Source organism: Streptomyces sp. NPDC058469, assembly GCF_042721125.1.
GTDB lineage: Bacteria > Actinomycetota > Actinomycetes > Streptomycetales > Streptomycetaceae > Streptomyces.
The window spans coordinates 1-17142 of record NZ_JBHXME010000009.1; the positions used below are offsets into that span (position 1 = coordinate 1).

Annotated in this window: 18 protein-coding genes; 8 read left to right on the plus strand and 10 right to left on the minus strand. The window is 70.0% G+C overall.

Going from position 1 to position 17142, the window contains the following annotated elements; translation table 11 throughout:
* A partial coding sequence (locus tag ACFWP5_RS07455; RefSeq protein ID WP_384151720.1) for a transglycosylase domain-containing protein occupies positions 1 to 2247 on the minus strand: 2247 nt, incomplete at its 3' end.
* A gap of 406 nt (positions 2248 to 2653) precedes the next feature.
* On the opposite strand from ACFWP5_RS07455, the gene wblA reads away from it, so the two are divergent.
* On the plus strand, positions 2654 to 2992 hold the full coding sequence (gene wblA / locus ACFWP5_RS07460) for a transcriptional regulator WblA (protein ID WP_019063745.1): 339 nt from the start codon (positions 2654 to 2656) through the stop codon (positions 2990 to 2992).
* A gap of 79 nt (positions 2993 to 3071) precedes the next feature.
* Here the strand turns inward: wblA and ACFWP5_RS07465 are convergent, their stop codons facing one another.
* The gene (locus ACFWP5_RS07465) at positions 3072 to 4505 is read right to left on the minus strand and encodes an ArsA family ATPase (RefSeq protein ID WP_384151723.1); all 1434 of its coding nucleotides are present in this window, start codon (positions 4503 to 4505) and stop codon (positions 3072 to 3074) included.
* Positions 4502 to 5479 carry an ArsA family ATPase gene (locus tag ACFWP5_RS07470; protein WP_384151726.1) on the minus strand — a complete coding sequence of 326 codons (978 nt, stop codon included), beginning with the start codon at positions 5477 to 5479 and terminating at the stop codon, positions 4502 to 4504. Before ACFWP5_RS07470 ends, ACFWP5_RS07465 begins: the two co-directional genes overlap by 4 nt.
* 95 nt (positions 5480 to 5574) lie before the next feature.
* On the opposite strand from ACFWP5_RS07470, the gene ACFWP5_RS07475 reads away from it, so the two are divergent.
* The 4 genes from ACFWP5_RS07475 (at position 5575) to ACFWP5_RS07490 (ending at position 8055) form a co-directional block, all read left to right on the plus strand.
* Positions 5575 to 5733, plus strand: coding sequence for a DUF4177 domain-containing protein (locus ACFWP5_RS07475; protein ID WP_019063748.1), 159 nt, complete (start codon positions 5575 to 5577; stop codon positions 5731 to 5733).
* Complete coding sequence (locus ACFWP5_RS07480; protein WP_384151729.1) at positions 5730 to 6197, plus strand: RidA family protein; 468 nt, start codon at positions 5730 to 5732, stop codon at positions 6195 to 6197. The genes ACFWP5_RS07475 and ACFWP5_RS07480 overlap by 4 nt, the downstream gene beginning before the upstream one ends.
* 96 nt (positions 6198 to 6293) lie before the next feature.
* Complete coding sequence (locus tag ACFWP5_RS07485) at positions 6294 to 7169, plus strand: NUDIX hydrolase (RefSeq protein WP_384151732.1); 876 nt, start codon at positions 6294 to 6296, stop codon at positions 7167 to 7169.
* A 55-nt stretch (positions 7170 to 7224) separates the two neighbouring features.
* The gene (locus ACFWP5_RS07490; protein WP_384151735.1) at positions 7225 to 8055 is read left to right on the plus strand and encodes an MBL fold metallo-hydrolase; all 831 of its coding nucleotides are present in this window, start codon (positions 7225 to 7227) and stop codon (positions 8053 to 8055) included.
* Here ACFWP5_RS07490 and ACFWP5_RS07495 read toward each other — a convergent pair whose 3' ends face one another.
* The 3 genes from ACFWP5_RS07495 to ACFWP5_RS07505 form a co-directional block, all read right to left on the minus strand.
* Positions 8056 to 8877: a nucleotidyltransferase domain-containing protein gene (locus tag ACFWP5_RS07495; RefSeq protein WP_384151738.1), complete on the minus strand. Its 822-nt coding sequence runs from the start codon at positions 8875 to 8877 to the stop codon at positions 8056 to 8058. It lies immediately after the preceding gene.
* A 58-nt stretch (positions 8878 to 8935) separates the two neighbouring features.
* The gene (locus ACFWP5_RS07500) at positions 8936 to 9979 is read right to left on the minus strand and encodes a PQQ-binding-like beta-propeller repeat protein (protein ID WP_384151741.1); all 1044 of its coding nucleotides are present in this window, start codon (positions 9977 to 9979) and stop codon (positions 8936 to 8938) included.
* 73 nt (positions 9980 to 10052) lie between these two features.
* Positions 10053 to 10727, minus strand: coding sequence for a Crp/Fnr family transcriptional regulator (locus ACFWP5_RS07505; RefSeq protein WP_019063754.1), 675 nt, complete (start codon positions 10725 to 10727; stop codon positions 10053 to 10055).
* A gap of 252 nt (positions 10728 to 10979) precedes the next feature.
* Here ACFWP5_RS07505 and nth point away from each other — a divergent pair, with 252 nt between their 5' ends.
* The 3 genes from nth to ACFWP5_RS07520 all read left to right on the plus strand — a co-directional run bounded on the left by nth (position 10980) and on the right by ACFWP5_RS07520 (position 13839).
* Positions 10980 to 11846 carry an endonuclease III gene (gene nth, locus ACFWP5_RS07510; protein WP_384151743.1) on the plus strand — a complete coding sequence of 289 codons (867 nt, stop codon included), beginning with the start codon at positions 10980 to 10982 and terminating at the stop codon, positions 11844 to 11846.
* Between the two features lie 84 nt (positions 11847 to 11930).
* Positions 11931 to 12626 carry an NUDIX hydrolase gene (locus ACFWP5_RS07515; protein WP_384151746.1) on the plus strand — a complete coding sequence of 232 codons (696 nt, stop codon included), beginning with the start codon at positions 11931 to 11933 and terminating at the stop codon, positions 12624 to 12626.
* 13 nt (positions 12627 to 12639) lie between these two features.
* Positions 12640 to 13839, plus strand: coding sequence for a MarP family serine protease (locus tag ACFWP5_RS07520; protein WP_384151749.1), 1200 nt, complete (start codon positions 12640 to 12642; stop codon positions 13837 to 13839).
* A gap of 61 nt (positions 13840 to 13900) precedes the next feature.
* On the opposite strand, the gene ACFWP5_RS07525 is transcribed toward ACFWP5_RS07520, so the two are convergent.
* From ACFWP5_RS07525 to nhaA, 4 genes are all read right to left on the minus strand, one after another.
* Entirely contained in the window at positions 13901 to 14080 is a 180-nt protein-coding gene (locus tag ACFWP5_RS07525) for a hypothetical protein (protein WP_078623198.1), read from the minus strand.
* A gap of 138 nt (positions 14081 to 14218) precedes the next feature.
* Positions 14219 to 15169, minus strand: coding sequence for an alpha/beta fold hydrolase (locus ACFWP5_RS07530; RefSeq protein WP_384151752.1), 951 nt, complete (start codon positions 15167 to 15169; stop codon positions 14219 to 14221).
* Positions 15166 to 15651, minus strand: a complete 486-nt coding sequence (locus ACFWP5_RS07535; protein WP_384151755.1) for a phage holin family protein — start codon at positions 15649 to 15651, stop codon at positions 15166 to 15168. Before ACFWP5_RS07535 ends, ACFWP5_RS07530 begins: the two co-directional genes overlap by 4 nt.
* 43 nt (positions 15652 to 15694) lie before the next feature.
* Entirely contained in the window at positions 15695 to 17131 is a 1437-nt protein-coding gene (gene nhaA, locus ACFWP5_RS07540; RefSeq protein WP_384151758.1) for a Na+/H+ antiporter NhaA, read from the minus strand.
* Positions 17132 to 17142 lie beyond the last annotated feature (11 nt).

Here is a 17142-nt window from a genome sequence, read left to right on the forward strand (position 1 = left end):
GTTGCCGCCGTTCGACGTGCCCTGGATGAAGCCGTCGGGGAGGGAGAACGTCGGGGTCGGGGTGGTGCCGCCGTCGGTCGTGCCGGTGGTGCCGCCGTTGGTGGTCAGGCCGCCGGTGGCGGTGCCCCCGTTGTCACCGTTCTTGCCGCCGTCGTTGCCCTTGCCCTTGTCCTTGGTGGGGTCGGGGATGTTGACGAGGGTGAACGACTCGGCCTGCTTGCCCTCCAGGGCGCCGGACATGGCGTCCTTCCAGATCGGGCCGGGGGTGTCGGCGCCGTAGACCTGGTCGTGCCAGACTCCGCCGATCCTGATGCTGGTCATCTCGACGTTCTGCTTGGCGCTGCCGACCCAGACGGCGCCGGCCAGGTTCGGGGTGTAGCCGACGAACCAGGCGTTCTTGCGCGAGTCCGTCGTACCCGTCTTACCGGCGCTCTCGCGGTCGGTGAGGCCGGCCTCCTGGCCGGTGCCGGAGTCGACCACGCCGCGCAGCACGGTGTTGATGGTGTCGGCGGTCTTCTTGCTCATCGCGCGCGTACAGGTTGACTTGGGGACGGCGAGCGACTTCTGCTCGTTGCCCACCTTCTGGGTGATGGACTCGATGGCGATCGGCGTGCAGTACGTGCCCTCGTTGGCGAAGGACGCGTACGCGGAGGCCATCGTCAGCGGCGAGAGGCCCTTGGAGCCGAGCGCGATGGCCGGGACCTCGGGGATCTTGTCGCCGTTGCCCTGTACGACCCCGAGCTTGTTGGTCATGTTCACCACGGGGCACAGACCGATGTCGGAGATCATCTGCACGAAGTAGGTGTTGACCGACTTGGCCATCGCCTCCTTCAGCGCGTACGGACCCTTCTCCGACTCGCTCTCGTTCTCCACGGTCGCGCCGTCCGTGTTGACCCAGTTCTTGCCGCTGCAGGTCGAGACGGGGCTCGGGTAGTCCATGGAGTACGGCGCCGGGTACTGCTGGGTGGCCGGCAGGCCCTGCTCCAGCGCGGCGGCCGCGACGAACGGCTTGAACGTCGAACCGGTCGGGAAGCCGAAGTTCGAGCCGCCCATGTCGGCGTTGACCGAGTAGTTGTACTCGGTCTCGTTCTTCCCGTAGCCGTACGGCTTCGACTGGCCCATCCCGAGGATCTTGCCGGTGCCGGGTTCGACGAGGGTGGCCGCCGCGGCGACCGAGTCCGACTTGTAGATGTGGTCCTTGAGCGAGGCCTGCACCGAGTCCTGCGCCTGCGGATCCAGCGTCGTACGGATCGTCAGGCCGCCCTGGTTCCAGATCTTCGCGCGGGCCTCCTTGGTCTTGCCGAAGACCGGGTCGCTCAGGAAGACCTTCTCGACGTACTTGCAGAAGAAGCTGGCGCCCTTGACCGCGGTGATGCAGCCGTTCTTCGGCTGGCTGACCTTCAGGCCGAGGTCGGTCTTCTCGGCCGCCAGGGCCTCCGCCTTGGAGATGTCGCCGACCTCGGCCATGCGGGCCAGCACGGTGTTGCGCCGCTTCTTGGCCTCGGCCTCGTCGTTGATCGGGTCGTAGCGCGTGGGCGACTGGACGATGCCCGCGAGGAGCGCCGACTGCTGGAGGTTCAGGTCCTTGGAGTGCTTGGAGAAGTAGCGCTCGGACGCGGCCTCGACGCCGTAGGCCTGCTCTCCGAAGAAGGTGATGTTGAGGTAGTTCTCAAGGATCTTCTTCTTGCCGAGCTTCTCTTCGATCTGGATCGCGTACTTCAGCTCCTTGACCTTGCGGCCGAGCGTCTGCTGGGTGGCCTGCGCGACCTTCGTCGGGTCGTCACCGGCCTCCTCGACGAAGTAGTTCTTCACCAGCTGCTGGGTGAGGGTCGAGGCACCCTGGGACACCCCGCCGCTCTGCGCGTTCTTGTTGAGGGCGCGCAGGACGCCCTTCAGGTCGATCGCGCCGTGCTGGTAGAAGCGCGAGTCCTCGATCGCGACGATCGCCTTCTGCATGTACGGCGAGATGTCCTTGAGCTCCACCACCGTGCGGTCACGGGAGTAGACCGAGGCGATCTGGTTGCCCTTGCTGTCCAGGATCGAGGTGCGCTGGCTGAGCTGAGGACTCTTCAGACTGTCCGGGATGTCGTCGAACCCCTGGACCGACCCCTTGGCCGCGAGTCCCAGCGCGCCGGCCGCCGGGATCGCGATTCCGGCCATGAGGCCACCGGCGAGCACACTGACACCGAGGAACTTGGCGGCCTGCTGCAGAGGGGACAGACCACCACCCGAGCGCTTTTTTGGCATGGGGGCAGCCTACGTTCTCATTCGCCGGACACGTGTATAGGCGTTGGCCTAAGCTGCTCTCAACTGTCACAGCAGCGCGGTCACGTATCAATACGTCCGGCGACCCCGAATCGTTCCGGTCGTTCCCGGTTTTTTGTCGGAGGCGTGTCCGAATCCGCCTCCTGTGTCACCTGGTGCCCGTTGTGGCGCATGTCAACTGTCCCGCTTCGCCGGGAAAGTCACGCATGTCGCCAGCTCACTCCCCCGGGTGATCTGCCGCTTACCCATAGTCCGTTCGGGCCATTCAAGATTGGGCCCGAAGGGGGTGTTGCGCTGTGCCCACCTTCCGTAACGTCCTCAACTGGCGGCGGTGAATATGCCGCTGCCGCCGTGGGGGAGCCTCGATTCGGGAGAGGACGGCGCCGGTATGGGCTGGGTTACCGACTGGAGTGCGCAGGCGGCCTGCCGCACTACCGATCCGGATGAACTGTTCGTTCAAGGAGCAGCGCAGAACAGGGCGAAGGCAGTGTGCACCGGATGTCCGGTACGCACGGAGTGCCTCGCCGATGCGCTCGACAACCGCGTCGAGTTCGGCGTGTGGGGAGGAATGACGGAGCGGGAGCGCCGCGCACTGCTGCGCAGGCGGCCCACTGTCACTTCATGGCGCCGGCTACTGGAGACCGCGCGCATCGAGTACGAACGAGGGGTCGGCATCATCCCCCTCGACGACGACGAGATCTACGAGAACTACGCGGCGGTGGGCTGACGCCGGTCCCGTAGGGGCCGATCGACCCCGGGCGATCCCCGGGGGTACCCGCCCGGGGAGTTGCGTCCCGGGGCGTGCGTCAGACCTTCGTCTCGGGCAGCTCCGGCCGACCGGCCGCGAGCCGGTTCCCGATGTCCCGCAGCCCCGCGAGGTCGTGTACATCGCCGGGCAGCGCGGCCACTTCGGCCACGGCCACCTCCGGGTGACGTGCGGTGAAGCGGTCACGTGTGCGCTGCTCACGCGAGAGCAGCCGCATCCGCTCGGCGTGCAACTTGAGCAGGCTTGCGGTGAGTTGGTCCACGGATCGCTCGTCGTCGGTCGGCTGATCGTCCGTGTCGTCCGTGGCGGCGGACCGCTCCTGGTCCGTATCGGCGGGGGAGCCTTCGTCAGGAGCTGTGGCACGAGCTGATGCCTCGGTAGCGGAAGATGAAGCGGGAGACTCTGAACTGCCGTACGTGTCGGGAGAGTTACGAAGTCCAGCTTTCCCGCCCACCTGATCGACAATGCGGGGCTCCTCAAGATTTTCCGCGGCGGCGAGTGCCCGCTCGGCCGACAGCCGGGCGGCTCCGCTGCCGTGGACCCGGTTGAGGACCAGACCGGCCAGCGGCATCTCCTCGGCCGCCAGCCGCTCCACGAAGTACGCGGCCTCGCGCAGCGCGTCCCGCTCCGGCGCCGCGACGACCAGGAACGCCGTCCCGGGTGCCTGGAGCAGCTTGTACGTCGCGTCCGCGCGCGTGCGGAACCCGCCGAAGGTGGTGTCCATCGCGGCCACGAACGTCTGGACGTCCTTGAGGAGTTGACCGCCGAGCAGCTTGCCGAGCGTGCCGGTCATCAGCGACATGCCGACGTTGAGGAACTTCATCCCGGCCCGCCCGCCGAGCTTCGCCGGGGCGGTCAGCAGCCGGATCAGCCGGCCGTCCAGGAACGAGCCGAGACGTTTCGGCGCGTCCAGGAAGTCGAGCGCCGAGCGGGACGGCGGGGTGTCCACGACGATCAGGTCCCAGTCGTGCTGGGCGCGCAACTGGCCCAGCTTCTCCATCGCCATGTACTCCTGCGTACCCGCGAAGCCCGCCGAGAGCGACTGGTAGAAGGGGTTGCTCAGGATCGCGGCCGCCCGCTCACGGTCCGCGTGCGCCTCGACGATCTCGTCGAAGGTGCGCTTCATGTCGAGCATCATGGCGTGCAGTTCGCCGTCCCCGTCGACGCCCTTCACGCGCCTCGGGGTGTTGTCCAGCGAGTCGATCCCCATGGACTGGGCCAGCCGCCGGGCCGGGTCGATGGTCAGGACGACGACCCGGCGCCCCCGCTCGGCGGCCCGCAGCCCGAGCGCCGCCGCGGTGGTCGTCTTCCCGACCCCGCCCGAGCCGCAGCACACCACGATCCGCGTCTCCGGGTCGTCGAGCAGCGGATCCACGTCGAGCACGCGCGCGTGGGAGATGTGGTGGGAGCGGGCGGTGTCCTGTGAACGGGAGCCGTGGGCGGGGTCCTGTGCGCGGGCCGGGTCCGGACTCATGACATCCCCTGCTTCCGCAGCTCGGTGGCGAGTTCGTACAGGCCCGCGAGGTCCATGCCCTCGGCGAGCAACGGCAGTTCGTGCAACGGCAGGCCCTGTTCGGCGAGTACGGTCCGCTGGTCGTGCTCCAGGGCGTACCGCTCGGCGTACTCCTCGGCCTGCGCGAGCAGCGGATCCACCAGCTTCTCGGCATTGCCGCCGCGCCGGGCCCCGCCGAGGCCTGCGGCGGACAGTGCCTGCGCCACGGCGGTGCGCGGCACGGCCCGTACGAGATCGAGGTCGGCCGAGTCCAGCACCTCGGGGCGCACCATGTTCACGATGATCCGGCCCACCGGCAGTCGCGCCGCCCGCAGTTCGGCGATGCCGTCCGCGGTCTCCTGGACGGGCATCTCCTCCAGGAGCGTCACCAGGTGCACGGCCGTCTCCGGGGACTTCAGCACCCGCATCACCGCCTGCGCCTGATTGTGTATCGGGCCGATCTTCGCGAGCCCGGCGACCTCGTCGTTCACGTTGAGGAAGCGGGTGATGCGGCCGGTCGGGGGCGCGTCCATCACGACGTAGTCGTAGGCGAACCGTCCGCTCTTCTCCTTGCGGCGTACGGCCTCGCAGGCCTTGCCGGTCAGGAGGACGTCCCGGAGGCCGGGCGCGACCGTGGTGGCGAAGTCGATCGCGCCGAGTTTCTTCAGGGCGCGGCCCGCTCCGCCCAGTTTGTAGAACATCTGGAGGTAGTCCAGAAGGGCCAGTTCGGGGTCGATGGCGAGCGCGTACACCTCCCCGCCCCCGGGAGCGACGGCGATTTTCCGCTCCTCATAGGGCAGCGTCTCCGTCTCGAAGAGCTGCGCGATGCCCTGGCGACCCTCGACCTCGACGAGAAGCGTCCGCTTCCCCTCGGTGGCCAGGGCCAGCGCGAGGGCCGCGGCCACCGTGGTCTTGCCGGTACCGCCCTTGCCACTGACGACCTGGAGCCTGCTCACGTCTTCGAGCCTAACCAGTCCGCGCCCGAACCAAGCAGGAGGCTGTGGATAACGCGACGGCGGACGGTCGGTGGGCAGCGGCTAAAGTCGGCCGCATGACCAAGTGGGAATACTCGACTGTGCCGCTGCTCGTCCACGCCACGAAGCAGATTCTGGACACCTGGGGCGAGGACGGCTGGGAGCTCGTCCAGGTCGTGCCCGGGCCGAACAACCCCGAGCAGCTGGTGGCCTACCTCAAGCGGGAGAAGGCATGAGTGCCGTCGAGGCCCGGCTGGCCGAACTCGGTCTGACCCTGCCCGCGGTCGTTCCGCCGCTCGCCGCGTACCAGCCCGCCGTGCGGTCCGGGGTGTACGTCTACACCTCCGGCCAACTGCCCATGGTGGACGGCAAGCTTCCGGTCACCGGCAAGGTGGGCGGTGAGGTCACCGCGGAGGAGGCCAAGGAACTGGCCCGCACCTGCGCGCTGAACGCCCTCGCGGCCGTGAAGTCCGTCACCGGTGACCTGGACCGCATCGCGCGCGTGGTGAAGGTCGTAGGCTTCGTCGCCTCGGCCTCCGACTTCACCGGCCAGCCGGGCGTCATCAACGGCGCCAGCGAACTCCTCGGCGAGGTCCTCGGCGACAAGGGCGTGCACGCGCGGAGCGCGGTCGGCGTGGCGGTACTGCCGCTGGACTCGCCGGTCGAGGTCGAGATCCAGGTGGAGCTGACGCAGGCGTAGTCGTTGTCCCGGAGTGCGTGAGCGGGCGTAATCGCTGTCCAGGGGTACATGTTGTTGCCTCTCGAACATCCGCGCGCTACGGGATAGCTTTTGCCCATGGCGAACGGTCAGTGGTACCCGGCGGAGTGGCCCGAGCGCATCCGGGCGCTCGCGGAGGGCCGGCTCACGCCGGTGGAGCCCCGGCGGGCGGCCACGGTGATGCTCCTGAGGGACACCGGCACCGACACCGGCCCCGCCGTCCACATGCTGCGCAGACGCGCCTCCATGGCCTTCGCCGGGGGCGCGTACGCGTACCCGGGCGGCGGCGTCGACCCGCGCGACGACGATCACCACGTCCGCTGGGCGGGCCCCCCGCGCGCGTGGTGGGCGAACCGGCTCGGCGTCGACGAGACGGCCGCCCAGGCGATCGTGTGCGCGGCCGTACGGGAGACGTACGAGGAGGCAGGCGTCCTGCTCGCCGGACCGACCCCCGACTCCGTGGTCGGCGACACCACGGGCCCCGACTGGGAGACGGACCGGGCCGCCCTGGTCGCCCGTGACCTGTCCTTCGCGGAGTTCCTCGACCGCCGGGGCCTGGTCCTGCGCTCCGACCTGCTGGGCGCGTGGGCCCGCTGGATCACCCCGGAATTCGAGACCCGCCGCTACGACACCTGGTTCTTCGTCGCCGTCCTCCCGGAGGGGCAGCGCACCCGGAACGCCTCCACGGAGGCCGACCGCACGGTGTGGATCACCCCGGGCGAGGCGGCCTCGTCGTACGACAAGGGCGACCTGACGATGATGCCGCCCACCGTCGCGACCCTGCGCGGGCTGATCCCGTACGGCAGCGCCGCGGAGGCCCTCTCGTCGGCCCCGGAACGCGATCTGACCCCTGTCCTCGCCCGGGCCCGCCTGGAGGCCGACGAGGTCGTCCTGTCCTGGCCGGGCCACGAGGAGTTCACGAAGCACATCCCTACGGGTGGGGCGCCCGCATGACCACCCCACCGAACGACACCCCCCGCCCCACCACCCGCAAGGAAGGCGCCCCCGCATGACCGACGCAGCCGCCCTCCCCGGCCAGCCACGCGGCGGGGTTCTCACCGGCCCCGCCACCGCCCGTGCCGTCAACGTGCTCGCGCCCAACGCGTCCGCGATGACCCTGGACGGGACGAACACGTGGATCGTCGCGGAGCCGGACTCCGAGGTGGCCGTGGTGATCGATCCGGGGCCGTTGGACGAGGGGCATCTGCGGAATGTCGTCGACGTGGCCGAGAAGGCGGGCAAGCGGGTCGCGTTGACCCTGCTGACGCACGGGCACCCCGACCACGCGGAGGGCGCCGCCCGTTTCGCCGAGCTGACCGGGACCAAGGTGCGCGCGCTGGATCCGGCGCTGCGGCTCGGGGACGAGGGGCTGGGATCCGGGGAGGTGGTGCGGGTCGGCGGGCTGGAACTGGTCGTCGTGTCGACGCCCGGGCACACCGGAGACTCCCTGTGCTTCCATCTCCCGGCCGATCAGGCCGTCCTGACCGGGGACACCATCCTGGGGCGCGGTACGACCGTCGTGGCGCATCCTGACGGCCGCCTGGGCGACTACCTGGACTCGCTGCGGCGGCTGCGGTCCCTCACGGTCGACGACGGCGTCCACACCGTCCTGCCGGGCCACGGGCCCGTCCTGGAGGACGCCCAAGGCGCCGTCGAGTTCTATCTCGCCCACCGTGCCCACCGGCTCGCCCAGATCGAGACGGCCGTCGAGAACGGCCACCGGAGCCCGGCCGAGGTCGTCGCCCACGTGTACGCGGACGTCGACCGCTCCCTGTGGCCGGCGGCGGAACTGTCCGTACGGGCCCAGCTGGACTACCTGAAGGAACACGGCCTGATCTAGTCAGCGGGGGCGCGGTGTCTTCACGCCGTGCACGCGCGCGTACTCCGCGGCCAGCCACGGGCCCAGATCATCGACGTACGACCGCAGGACGCCCGCGTCGCCCGTCGGTTCGTATCCGAGTTCCGCCGCCTTGCGCAGGGCCTCCGCCCGCTCCGGGTAGTACGCGCCGAATGCCTCGGCCATCTCCCGGAGGTCGCTGGTCCAGCCGTTCCAGCGGGGCATGACGAGGGTGAAGCCGGTGCGGACGAGGTGCCGGGACATATAGCGAATCAGGGGGCGCCGGGCCTCGTCCGTGTCCTCGGCGGTGGCGACGCGCTCGCGCCAGCGGGGGAGCAGCAGCCCCAGGTCGCCGTTCGTCTCCCGGGCGAGCCGCGAGTCGGGGCGGTAGCGGGGCAGGTCCTCGGCGAGGTCCTCCCCGAGCAGCGGTGTGCAGAGGCACGCGACGAACCACCCCAGGTCGTACGTCTCCGGCTCGCTCAGCAGCCGCGCCCGGCCGTACAGCAGCGTGCCGACCCCGTCGATCTCCGGGAACTCCTTGTCGAGCGCCTCGCCGAGGCTCCGGGCCTCGGAGCGGTCCTCCTCGGTCGGCTCCTGCCGGGTCACCACGAGCAGGTCCAGATCGCTGCGTCCCACGCGCGCGGTGCCGCGGGGGATCGACCCGTAGAGGTACGCGCTGTTGAGGCGTCCCCCGTAGATGTCGATCAGGCGGTCCCGCGCGGCGGCGACGACCGGGCGGAAGGCGGGCGGAACGCGTCCCAAGGAGCCCTCGCGCTCGATGTATCCCTGGGCGTCGAGGCCTCTGGGGTGAACGGTTCCGGCCATGGGATCACTGTGCCGGGAGACGGGCCCCCGGGAGTGCTTTTCCGGTCGCCGGGCGGGTTCATCGCCAGCGGAACACCCGTAACCCGTGGCTGTAGTCGCCGGCTTCACAGCCCACCGCGACCAGGTCGCCGGACGCGGCGACGAGTGAGTCGAACGCGGTGCCGGGCAGCCTGCGCCGGGCCACCACCCTGCCGTCGGCGGGGTCGAGCACGCTGAGGCGGCCGCCGTACTCGTGCACGACCAGCAGCCGGCCGCGGTGGGCGAAGACGCCGTCCTGGTACGTCTCCTTGCCGTGCCACTCCCAGAGGAGCTCGCCGGAGGAGACGGAGTACGCCCCGAGCCGGTTGCCCCGGTCGAGCTCGGCCCTGTCCTTGGGAACCAGGCCCACCACCAGGACGTCACCGGCCACGGCGACCTGCTCGCCGAACCTCTCGTACCCGTCCGGAAGCGCCAGCGTCACGGCCCCCGTCCCGCCGTCGCCCAGGACCAGGAGACTGTGCCCGCCGCGCTCACCGCGCGTCCTCAGGGACGCCACGAAGGGGCGGGCGCTGATGACGGACGCGCTCTCCACGCGCGGGTCGGTGAGTTCGTATTTCCAACGGACCTCGCCCGTGTCCACGTCGAGGGCGCGCATCACCGGCCGCGCCTCCCAGTCCTTCCAGGACTCGCCGGCCGTCGCGACGAGACCCCCGCCGATGGCGACCTTGGACGGTATGTGCCCCAGCCGGGCCGCGTCCTGTTTCCGGCGCCGTACGACCTCGCCCGTGGCCACCGCCAGCGAGGTGAGGCCGACCCGTTTCACGTCCCGGCGCGCCTCTTCGTAGTGCATCACCACCCCCACGCCGCCCTGGACGTCGGCGGACACCAGCCCGACGACCTGGTCGCCCGGCGGCCGCCAGGTCCACAGCGGTTCGCCCGTGGTGGCCCGGAACGCCCGCACCCGGTCCGCGCGGGCGATGACGACGGTGTCGTCCGTCAGCCACAGGCCCAGCGGCTTTCCGCCGAGGTCGCCCTTCTCGTCGGGCGTTCTCCACAGCCGGCGCGCCGATCTTCGCCACCAGGAGTGTCTCCAGGCCGAATCCGACGCCTTGTCCTCGTACATCCCCACCCCTGGCGATACGCGAAGGGCCCCGCCGTACGAGCAGGGCCCTTCGAAGTCGTACGAAATGCTGTGGCTAACGCGAGCGCTTCGCCAGCCGCTCCACGTCCAGCAGGATCACCGCGCGTGCCTCCAGGCGCAGCCATCCGCGGCCCGCGAAGTCCGCCAGCGCCTTGTTGACCGTCTCGCGGGACGCGCCGACCAGTTGGGCCAGCTCCTCCTGCGTGAGGTCGTGCACCACGTGGATGCCCTCCTCTGACTGCACGCCGAAGCGGCGGGAGAGGTCCAGCAGGGCGCGGGCCACGCGGCCGGGGACGTCCGAGAAGACCAGGTCGGACATCGCGTCGTTGGTCTTGCGCAGCCGGCGGGCGACCGCGCGCAGCAGCGCGGAGGCCACCTCGGGGCGGGCGCTCAGCCAGGGCTGGAGGTCGCCGTGGCCCAGGCCGAGCAGCTTGACCTCGGTCAGCGCGCTGGCGGTCGCCGTACGCGGGCCCGGGTCGAACAGCGACAGCTCGCCGATCAGCTCGCCGGGGCCGAGGACGGCCAGCATGTTCTCGCGGCCGTCGGGGGAGGTGCGGTGAAGCTTCACCTTGCCCTCGGTGACCACGTAGAGCCGGTCGCCGGGGTCGCCCTCGTGAAAGAGGGAGTCCCCGCGCGCGAGGGTCACCTCACTCATGGAGGCGCGCAGCTCCGCCGCCTGATCGTCATCGAGCGCCGCGAAGAGCGGGGCGCGCCGCAGAACGTCGTCCACGAGTTCTCTCCTTGTCGACCTGCTCAGGGGATGGTGTTCCCCCTTGGTACCAGGGGACCGTGCTCCCCATTTTGCCGGACCGTCCAAACAGTGTGATCTGTCACAAGGATGCCGCACTGGTGTCCCGAGGTAAGCGGCAGGGGTCCAATTGGGGGCCGATCTTCGGGGTCCGGGGCGGATGTCAGTGGCGGGCTCTAGGCTGGCCGGGTGTCCAAATCGCCGGTGAGAGCACAGGCCAAGGGGGCTGGGCGGATGGTTGCATCTCGTGATTCCGCCGTGGGCGAACAAAGCCCTGACGGCGGCAAGAAAGTGGCAAAGGGGGCAAAAGGGGTGGCTGGCGTGAAGAGTGAGTCGCACACCGCCCTCGTCCGCCGTGCCCGCCGTATCAATCGCGAACTGGCGGAGATCTATCCGTACGCCCACCCGGAGCTCGACTTCGAGAACCCCTTCCAGCTCGTGGTCGCCACGGTCCTGTCGGCCCAGACGACCGACCTGAGGGTCAATCAGACGACGCCGGCCCTGTTCGCCAAGTACCCGACCCCTGAGGACCTGGCCGTCGCCGACCCGGAGGCGGTCGAGGAGATCCTCCGCCCGACCGGGTTCTTCCGGGCCAAGACCAAGTCGGTGATAGGGCTCTCCAAGGCCCTGGTGGCGGACTTCGGGGGCGAGGTCCCGGGCCGGCTCGAAGATCTCGTCAAGCTGCCCGGTGTGGGCCGTAAGACCGCCTTCGTGGTGCTCGGCAACGCCTTCGGGCGGCCCGGCATCACCGTGGACACGCACTTCCAGCGGCTCGTACGGCGCTGGAAGTGGACCGAGGCGACCGAGCCCGACAAGATCGAGGCAGCCGTGGGAGCGCTCTTCCCGAAGAGCGACTGGACGATGCTGTCCCACCACGTGATCTTCCACGGCCGCCGGATCTGCCACGCCCGCAAGCCCGCCTGCGGTGCCTGCCCCATCGCCCCGCTCTGCCCGGCGTACGGCGAGGGCGAGACCGACCCGGAGAAGGCGAAGAAGCTGCTCAAGTACGAGAAGGGCGGCTATCCGGGCCAGCGCCTGAACCCGCCGCAGGCCTATCTGGACGCGGGCGGAAAACCGGCCCCGCCTCTGGGATCGGCATGACGGGGATCGGCATGACATCGGGGGCCGGAAGACGGAACGATCTCGGAGGTATCGGGCGTTGATCAGTGGGAACGGGGGTGGGGGATGACACGCGCGAGCAATACCCAGGGTGTGGGGCTCAGCAAGGACGGGCTGCCGGGCTGGCTTGATCCGGTGGTGCGAGCGGTGGAGACGGTCGAGCCGCTGCAGTTGAGCCGGTTCCTGCCGCCGGAGGACGGGGCGGGTCGGCAGTCGGCGGTGCTGATCCTGTTCGGCGAGGGCGACGGGGAGCGCGGGCCCGAGCTGCTGCTCATGGAGCGGTCGAGTTCGCTCCGGTCGCATGCCGGTCAGCCGTCCTTCCCGGGTGGCGCCCTCGACCCCGAGGACGGTGACCCGACCGGTGACGGACCGCTGCGGGCCGCTCTCCGTGAGGCCGAGGAGGAGACCGGGCTCGACCCGGCCGGAGTCCAGCTCTTCGGAGTGCTGCCCAAGCTGTACATCCCGGTGAGCGGCTTCGTCGTGACGCCGGTGCTGGGCTGGTGGCGGGAGCCGACGCCGGTGGGCGTGGTCGATCCGAACGAGACGGCGAGGGTGTTCACCGTCCCCGTGGCGGATCTCACGGATCCGGCCAACAGAGTCACCGTCACGCACCCCAGCGGCTTCCTGGGGCCGGCATTTCTGGTCGAATCGGCCCTGGTGTGGGGTTTCACGGCCGGAGTCATCGACCGCCTGCTGCACTACTCCGGCTGGGAGAGGCCCTGGGACCCCGAGAAGCAGGTCCCCCTCGACTGGCGGTCATGACAAGGTGTCCGTCGTGAATGTGCTGGACATCCTGTTGCTGGTCGCCGCCGTGTGGTTCGCGATCGTGGGCTACCGCCAGGGGTTCGTCGTCGGCATCCTGTCGGTGATCGGGTTCCTGGGCGGCGGTCTCGTCGCCGTCTACACGCTGCCCGTGATCTGGGACGCGCTGACCGAGAAGGCGGAGGTCAGCACCACGGCGGCCGTCGTCGCGGTCATCGTCGTCATCGTCTGCGCCTCGGTCGGCCAGGCCCTGACCACCCACCTGGGCAACAAGCTGCGCCGGTACATCACCTGGTCCCCGGCCCGCGCCCTGGACGCGACCGGCGGCGCCCTCGTCAACGTCCTCGCGATGCTCCTGGTCGCCTGGCTGATCGGCTCCGCGCTGGCCGGCACCACCCTGCCGACGCTCGGCAAGGAGGTCCGCAGCTCCAAGGTGCTGCTGGGGGTCTCCCGGGCGCTGCCCGCCCAGGCCGACACCTGGTTCGCGGACTTCTCCTCGGTCCTCGCGCAGAACGGCTTCCCGCAGGTCTTCAGCCCGTTCGCGAACGAGCCGATCAACGACGTCCAGCCGCCCGACCCGGCCCTCGCCTCCAGCGCGGTCGCCACCCGCGCCCAGCAGTCCATCGTCAAGGTCATGGGCACCGCCCAGAGTTGCGGCAAGGTCCTGGAGGGCAGCGGCTTCGTCTTCGGCGACCGCCGCGTCATGACCAACGCGCACGTCGTCGGCGGCGTCGACGAACCCACCGTCCAGATTGGCGGCCAGGGCCGGAAGTACGACGCCAAGGTCGTCCTCTACGACTGGCACCGCGACATCGCCGTACTCGACGTACCGGACCTCAGGGCGCGCTCCCTGCAGTTCGCGACCAAGGACGCGACCAGCGGCAACAGCGCGATCGTCGCCGGCTTCCCGGAGAACGGGTCGTACGACGTCCGTGCCGCACGCGTGCGGGGACGTATCACGGCCAACGGCCCGGACATCTACCACCGCGGCACGGTCCGCCGCGATGTGTACTCGCTCTACGCGACCGTCCGCCAGGGCAACTCCGGCGGCCCGCTGCTCACGACCGAGGGCAAGGTGTACGGGGTGGTCTTCGCGAAGTCCCTCGACGACCCCGACACCGGGTACGCGCTCACCGCGGACGAGATCCAGCCGGACATCGTCAAGGGGCGCAGTGCCAACGAGCAGGTGGACAGCGACAGTTGCGCGCTGTGAGAGGTGTGCGCCGTGAAAGGTGCGCGCTGTAAGAGGTGCGCGCCGTAAGAGGTTGGGTGCGTCAGCCTCGGGGATGACGCAGCCGTACCGAGACCCAGCGGGCCCGGCGGCGCAGAATGCGCGGGATCCCCACCCTGAGGTCTGTGCCCTGGAGTTGCGGGGCGCCTCGTTGGTGGGAGCTCAGACCGTGGTCCGAGCGGCGATTGCGTGCTGCGTCACTGTAGTCGTGCGTCCAGCCCATACCCCTCCGTCTGCCCCTGCCCCAAGGTCGATAACCACCCCTTGGGGCCCCAATTGGCCTATGCGCGAGGCAAGTAGCCGTTCGTAGGACAGGTGTTCAGATCCGGATACCGGGTGCGGCGGACCGGCCACTCATCGGTCACCGATCGGGTTCGGGATCCTGCAGCCAGTTGACCAGTTCGGTCGAGAAGACGGCCGGGTCCTCCTCGTGCGGGAAGTGCCCGAGACCGTCGAACAGCCGCCAGCGGTACGGCGCTTCGACGTACTCCCCGGAACCCGCCGCGCTGCGGGTGCGCAGCACCGGGTCGAGCGAGCCGTGCAGATGCAGTGTCGGCACCCGCACCGGCCGCTTCATGCGCCGGTTGAACTGGATGCCGTCCGGGCGCGCCATCGACCGCACCATCCAGCGGTACGGCTCGATCGAGCAGTGTGCGGTCGACGGGATCAGCATCGCGCGCCGGTACGACTCGATCGCCTCGTCGTCCGGCAGCCGCGGCCCGGACCAGCCCCGGATCAGCGTGCCCACCAACTCGGCGTCGTCGGCGAGGAGTTGCCGCTCGGGAATCCAGGGGCGCTGGAACCCCCAGATGTAGGAACTCGCCGTCGACTGCCTGACGTCGGAGAGCATCGCCGAGCGCCAGCGCCGGGGGTGCGGCATCGAGGAGACGGCGAGCCGGCGCACCAGCTTGGGGCGCATCGCCGCCGCCGTCCACGCCAGATAGCCGCCCAGGTCATGGCCGACCAGCGCGGCGTCCGGCTCGCCGAGCGAGCGGATCACGCCGGTGATGTCGAGGGCGAGGTTGGCCGGGTCGTAGCCGCGCGGGGTGCGGTCGCTGCCGCCGACGCCCCGTAGGTCCATGGCGACGGCCCGGAACCCGGCGTCGGCCAGCGCGCCGAGTTGGTGCCGCCAGGTCCACCAGAACTGGGGGAAGCCGTGCAGCAGCAGGACCAGCGGCCCGTCGCCCACCTCCGCGATGTGGAAGCGGGCGCCGTTGGCCGCGACATCCCGGTGGGTCACCTCGCGTCCGCCGGGAATGTCGAGCCGTACGACCGAAGCAGGTTGCGCCCAAGGATTGGCGGGGTCCGTCATGAGGACGAGCGTGCCACAGCCTCGATGGCTTCGGGGACACGGTCCTCGATCGCCGCGCGCGGATGCGGCTTGGCGTTGCCCAGGACGCCCGCGGTCTCCTTGACCGAAGCGGCCACCTTCTGCGGGCCCTTGCTCTTCGCGGCCTTCTTGAAGAAGAGCACGCCCACCAGCCCGAGGACGACCGCGACGAGCACGTTCGCCGCGAAGGAGAGCAGGAAGCAGAGCGCCATGTTCCAGCCGCTCCAGGTACGAATGCCGTACGCCAGCGCGAAGTTGAGCATCGGCAGGGAGAACAGCAGGACCACCGCGGCGACCGTGAACGCGCCGCCGCCCGCCGCACCCCGCTTGACGTCCTGCTTGAGCTGCGCCTTCGCCAGCGCGATCTCGTCGTGCACCAGCGCGGACATCTCGGTCGTCGCCGAGGCGAACAACTGGCCGATGCTGCGTTCGGCGCCGACCGGGCTGCCGTCGGGTGCGCTCATCGCGTACTCCCTCATCTGCATGTGTTTGTACCGTCTGGTCAGATCATGCCGGACCGTCGTTGTCCTCGCCTGCCCCGCCCGCCACTTCGGCAAGCCCGCGTCGCTCGGCGGCCTTCACCTCGGCGAGCCTGCGATGCTCCGCGGCCTTGCGCTCGTGGATCTCCGCCATGCGCAGGTGGTACGACGGCTCGTCCTGCTCGTAGATGTCGGGGATGCCGTCGAGGTCCTCGTCGCGCTCCTCGTCCTCGTACATCCTGCGGTACCTGGCGTTGCGCAGCTTGAGCAACACGGTCGCGCAGAGTGCGGCGATGAGGGAGCCGACCAGGACGGCCGCCTTGACCTCGTCGGTGAGCACCTGGTCGCCGTCGAACGCGAGTTCCCCGATGAGCAGCGACACGGTGAAGCCGATGCCGGCCAGCGAGGCGACCGCGAACACGTCCGGCCAGGCGAGGTCGTCGCTGAGCGAGGCCCGGGTGAAACGGGCCGTCAGCCAGGTCCCGCCGAAGATGCCGACCGCCTTGCCGACGACGAGTCCGAGTACCACGCCCAGGGTCTCCGGTCTGGTGAACACGTCGCCCAACGCGCCGCCGGAGATGGCGACTCCGGCGCTGAACAGGGCGAACAGCGGCACCGCGAGGCCCGCCGACAGCGGCCGTACGAGATGTTCGACGTGCTCGCCGGGGGAGTGCTTCTCGTCCTCGCGGGTGGTGCAGCGCAGCATCAGGCCCATCGCCACACCGGCGATCGTGGCGTGGACGCCGCTGTTGTACATCAGCGTCCAGATCACGAGTGCGAGCGGGACGTAGACGTACCAGCCGCGCACGCCCCTGCGGAGCAGCAGCCAGAAGACGGCCAGGCCGATGACGGCCCCGCCGAGCGCCAAGAAGTCGATCCGGGCGGTGAAGAAGACCGCGATGATCAGGATCGCGAACAGGTCGTCGACCACGGCGAGGGTGAGCAGGAAGGCGCGCAGGGCGCTCGGCAGAGAGGTGCCGATGACCGCGAGGACGGCGAGCGCGAAGGCGATGTCGGTGGCGGTCGGCACCGCCCAGCCCTGCAGCGAACCACCGCCGGTGAGGCTGGTGAGCGTGTAGACGAGTGCCGGTACGGCCATCCCGCACAGGGCCGCGACGACGGGCAGGGCGGCGGCCTTGGGGTCGCGCAGGTCGCCGGCGACGAGTTCGCGCTTGAGCTCGATGCCGGCGACGAAGAAGAAGACGGCGAGGAGTCCGTCGGCGGCCCAGTGGGCGATCGAGAGGTGCAGGCCGAGGGCGGCGGGGCCCAGGTGGAAGTGGCTGACGCTCTCGTAGCTGTCGTGCAGCGCGGGGACGTTGGCCCAGATCAGCGCGGTGACCGCGGCGATCAGGAGGAGGACACCGCCGACGGTCTCGGTGCGCAGCGCGTCCGCGACGAAGTTCCGCTCGGGCAGGGACAGCCGTCCGAGCACCTTGCGGGAGTCGGTGGGGCGGGGCGTGGTCACGGGGAGACCTC

Coding starts and splice junctions, on each gene's coding strand:
- wblA (WP_019063745.1), top strand. CDS start 2,654: ATGGGCTGGGTTACCGACTGGAGTGCGCAGGCGGCCTGCCGCACTACC.
- ACFWP5_RS07465 (WP_384151723.1), bottom strand. CDS start 4,505: ATGAGTCCGGACCCGGCCCGCGCACAGGACCCCGCCCACGGCTCCCGT.
- ACFWP5_RS07475 (WP_019063748.1), top strand. CDS start 5,575: ATGACCAAGTGGGAATACTCGACTGTGCCGCTGCTCGTCCACGCCACG.
- ACFWP5_RS07480 (WP_384151729.1), top strand. CDS start 5,730: ATGAGTGCCGTCGAGGCCCGGCTGGCCGAACTCGGTCTGACCCTGCCC.
- ACFWP5_RS07485 (WP_384151732.1), top strand. CDS start 6,294: ATGGCGAACGGTCAGTGGTACCCGGCGGAGTGGCCCGAGCGCATCCGG.
- ACFWP5_RS07490 (WP_384151735.1), top strand. CDS start 7,225: ATGACCGACGCAGCCGCCCTCCCCGGCCAGCCACGCGGCGGGGTTCTC.
- ACFWP5_RS07495 (WP_384151738.1), bottom strand. CDS start 8,877: ATGGCCGGAACCGTTCACCCCAGAGGCCTCGACGCCCAGGGATACATC.
- ACFWP5_RS07500 (WP_384151741.1), bottom strand. CDS start 9,979: ATGTACGAGGACAAGGCGTCGGATTCGGCCTGGAGACACTCCTGGTGG.
- nth (WP_384151743.1), top strand. CDS start 10,980: ATGGTTGCATCTCGTGATTCCGCCGTGGGCGAACAAAGCCCTGACGGC.
- ACFWP5_RS07515 (WP_384151746.1), top strand. CDS start 11,931: ATGACACGCGCGAGCAATACCCAGGGTGTGGGGCTCAGCAAGGACGGG.
- ACFWP5_RS07525 (WP_078623198.1), bottom strand. CDS start 14,080: ATGGGCTGGACGCACGACTACAGTGACGCAGCACGCAATCGCCGCTCG.
- ACFWP5_RS07530 (WP_384151752.1), bottom strand. CDS start 15,169: ATGACGGACCCCGCCAATCCTTGGGCGCAACCTGCTTCGGTCGTACGG.
- ACFWP5_RS07535 (WP_384151755.1), bottom strand. CDS start 15,651: ATGAGCGCACCCGACGGCAGCCCGGTCGGCGCCGAACGCAGCATCGGC.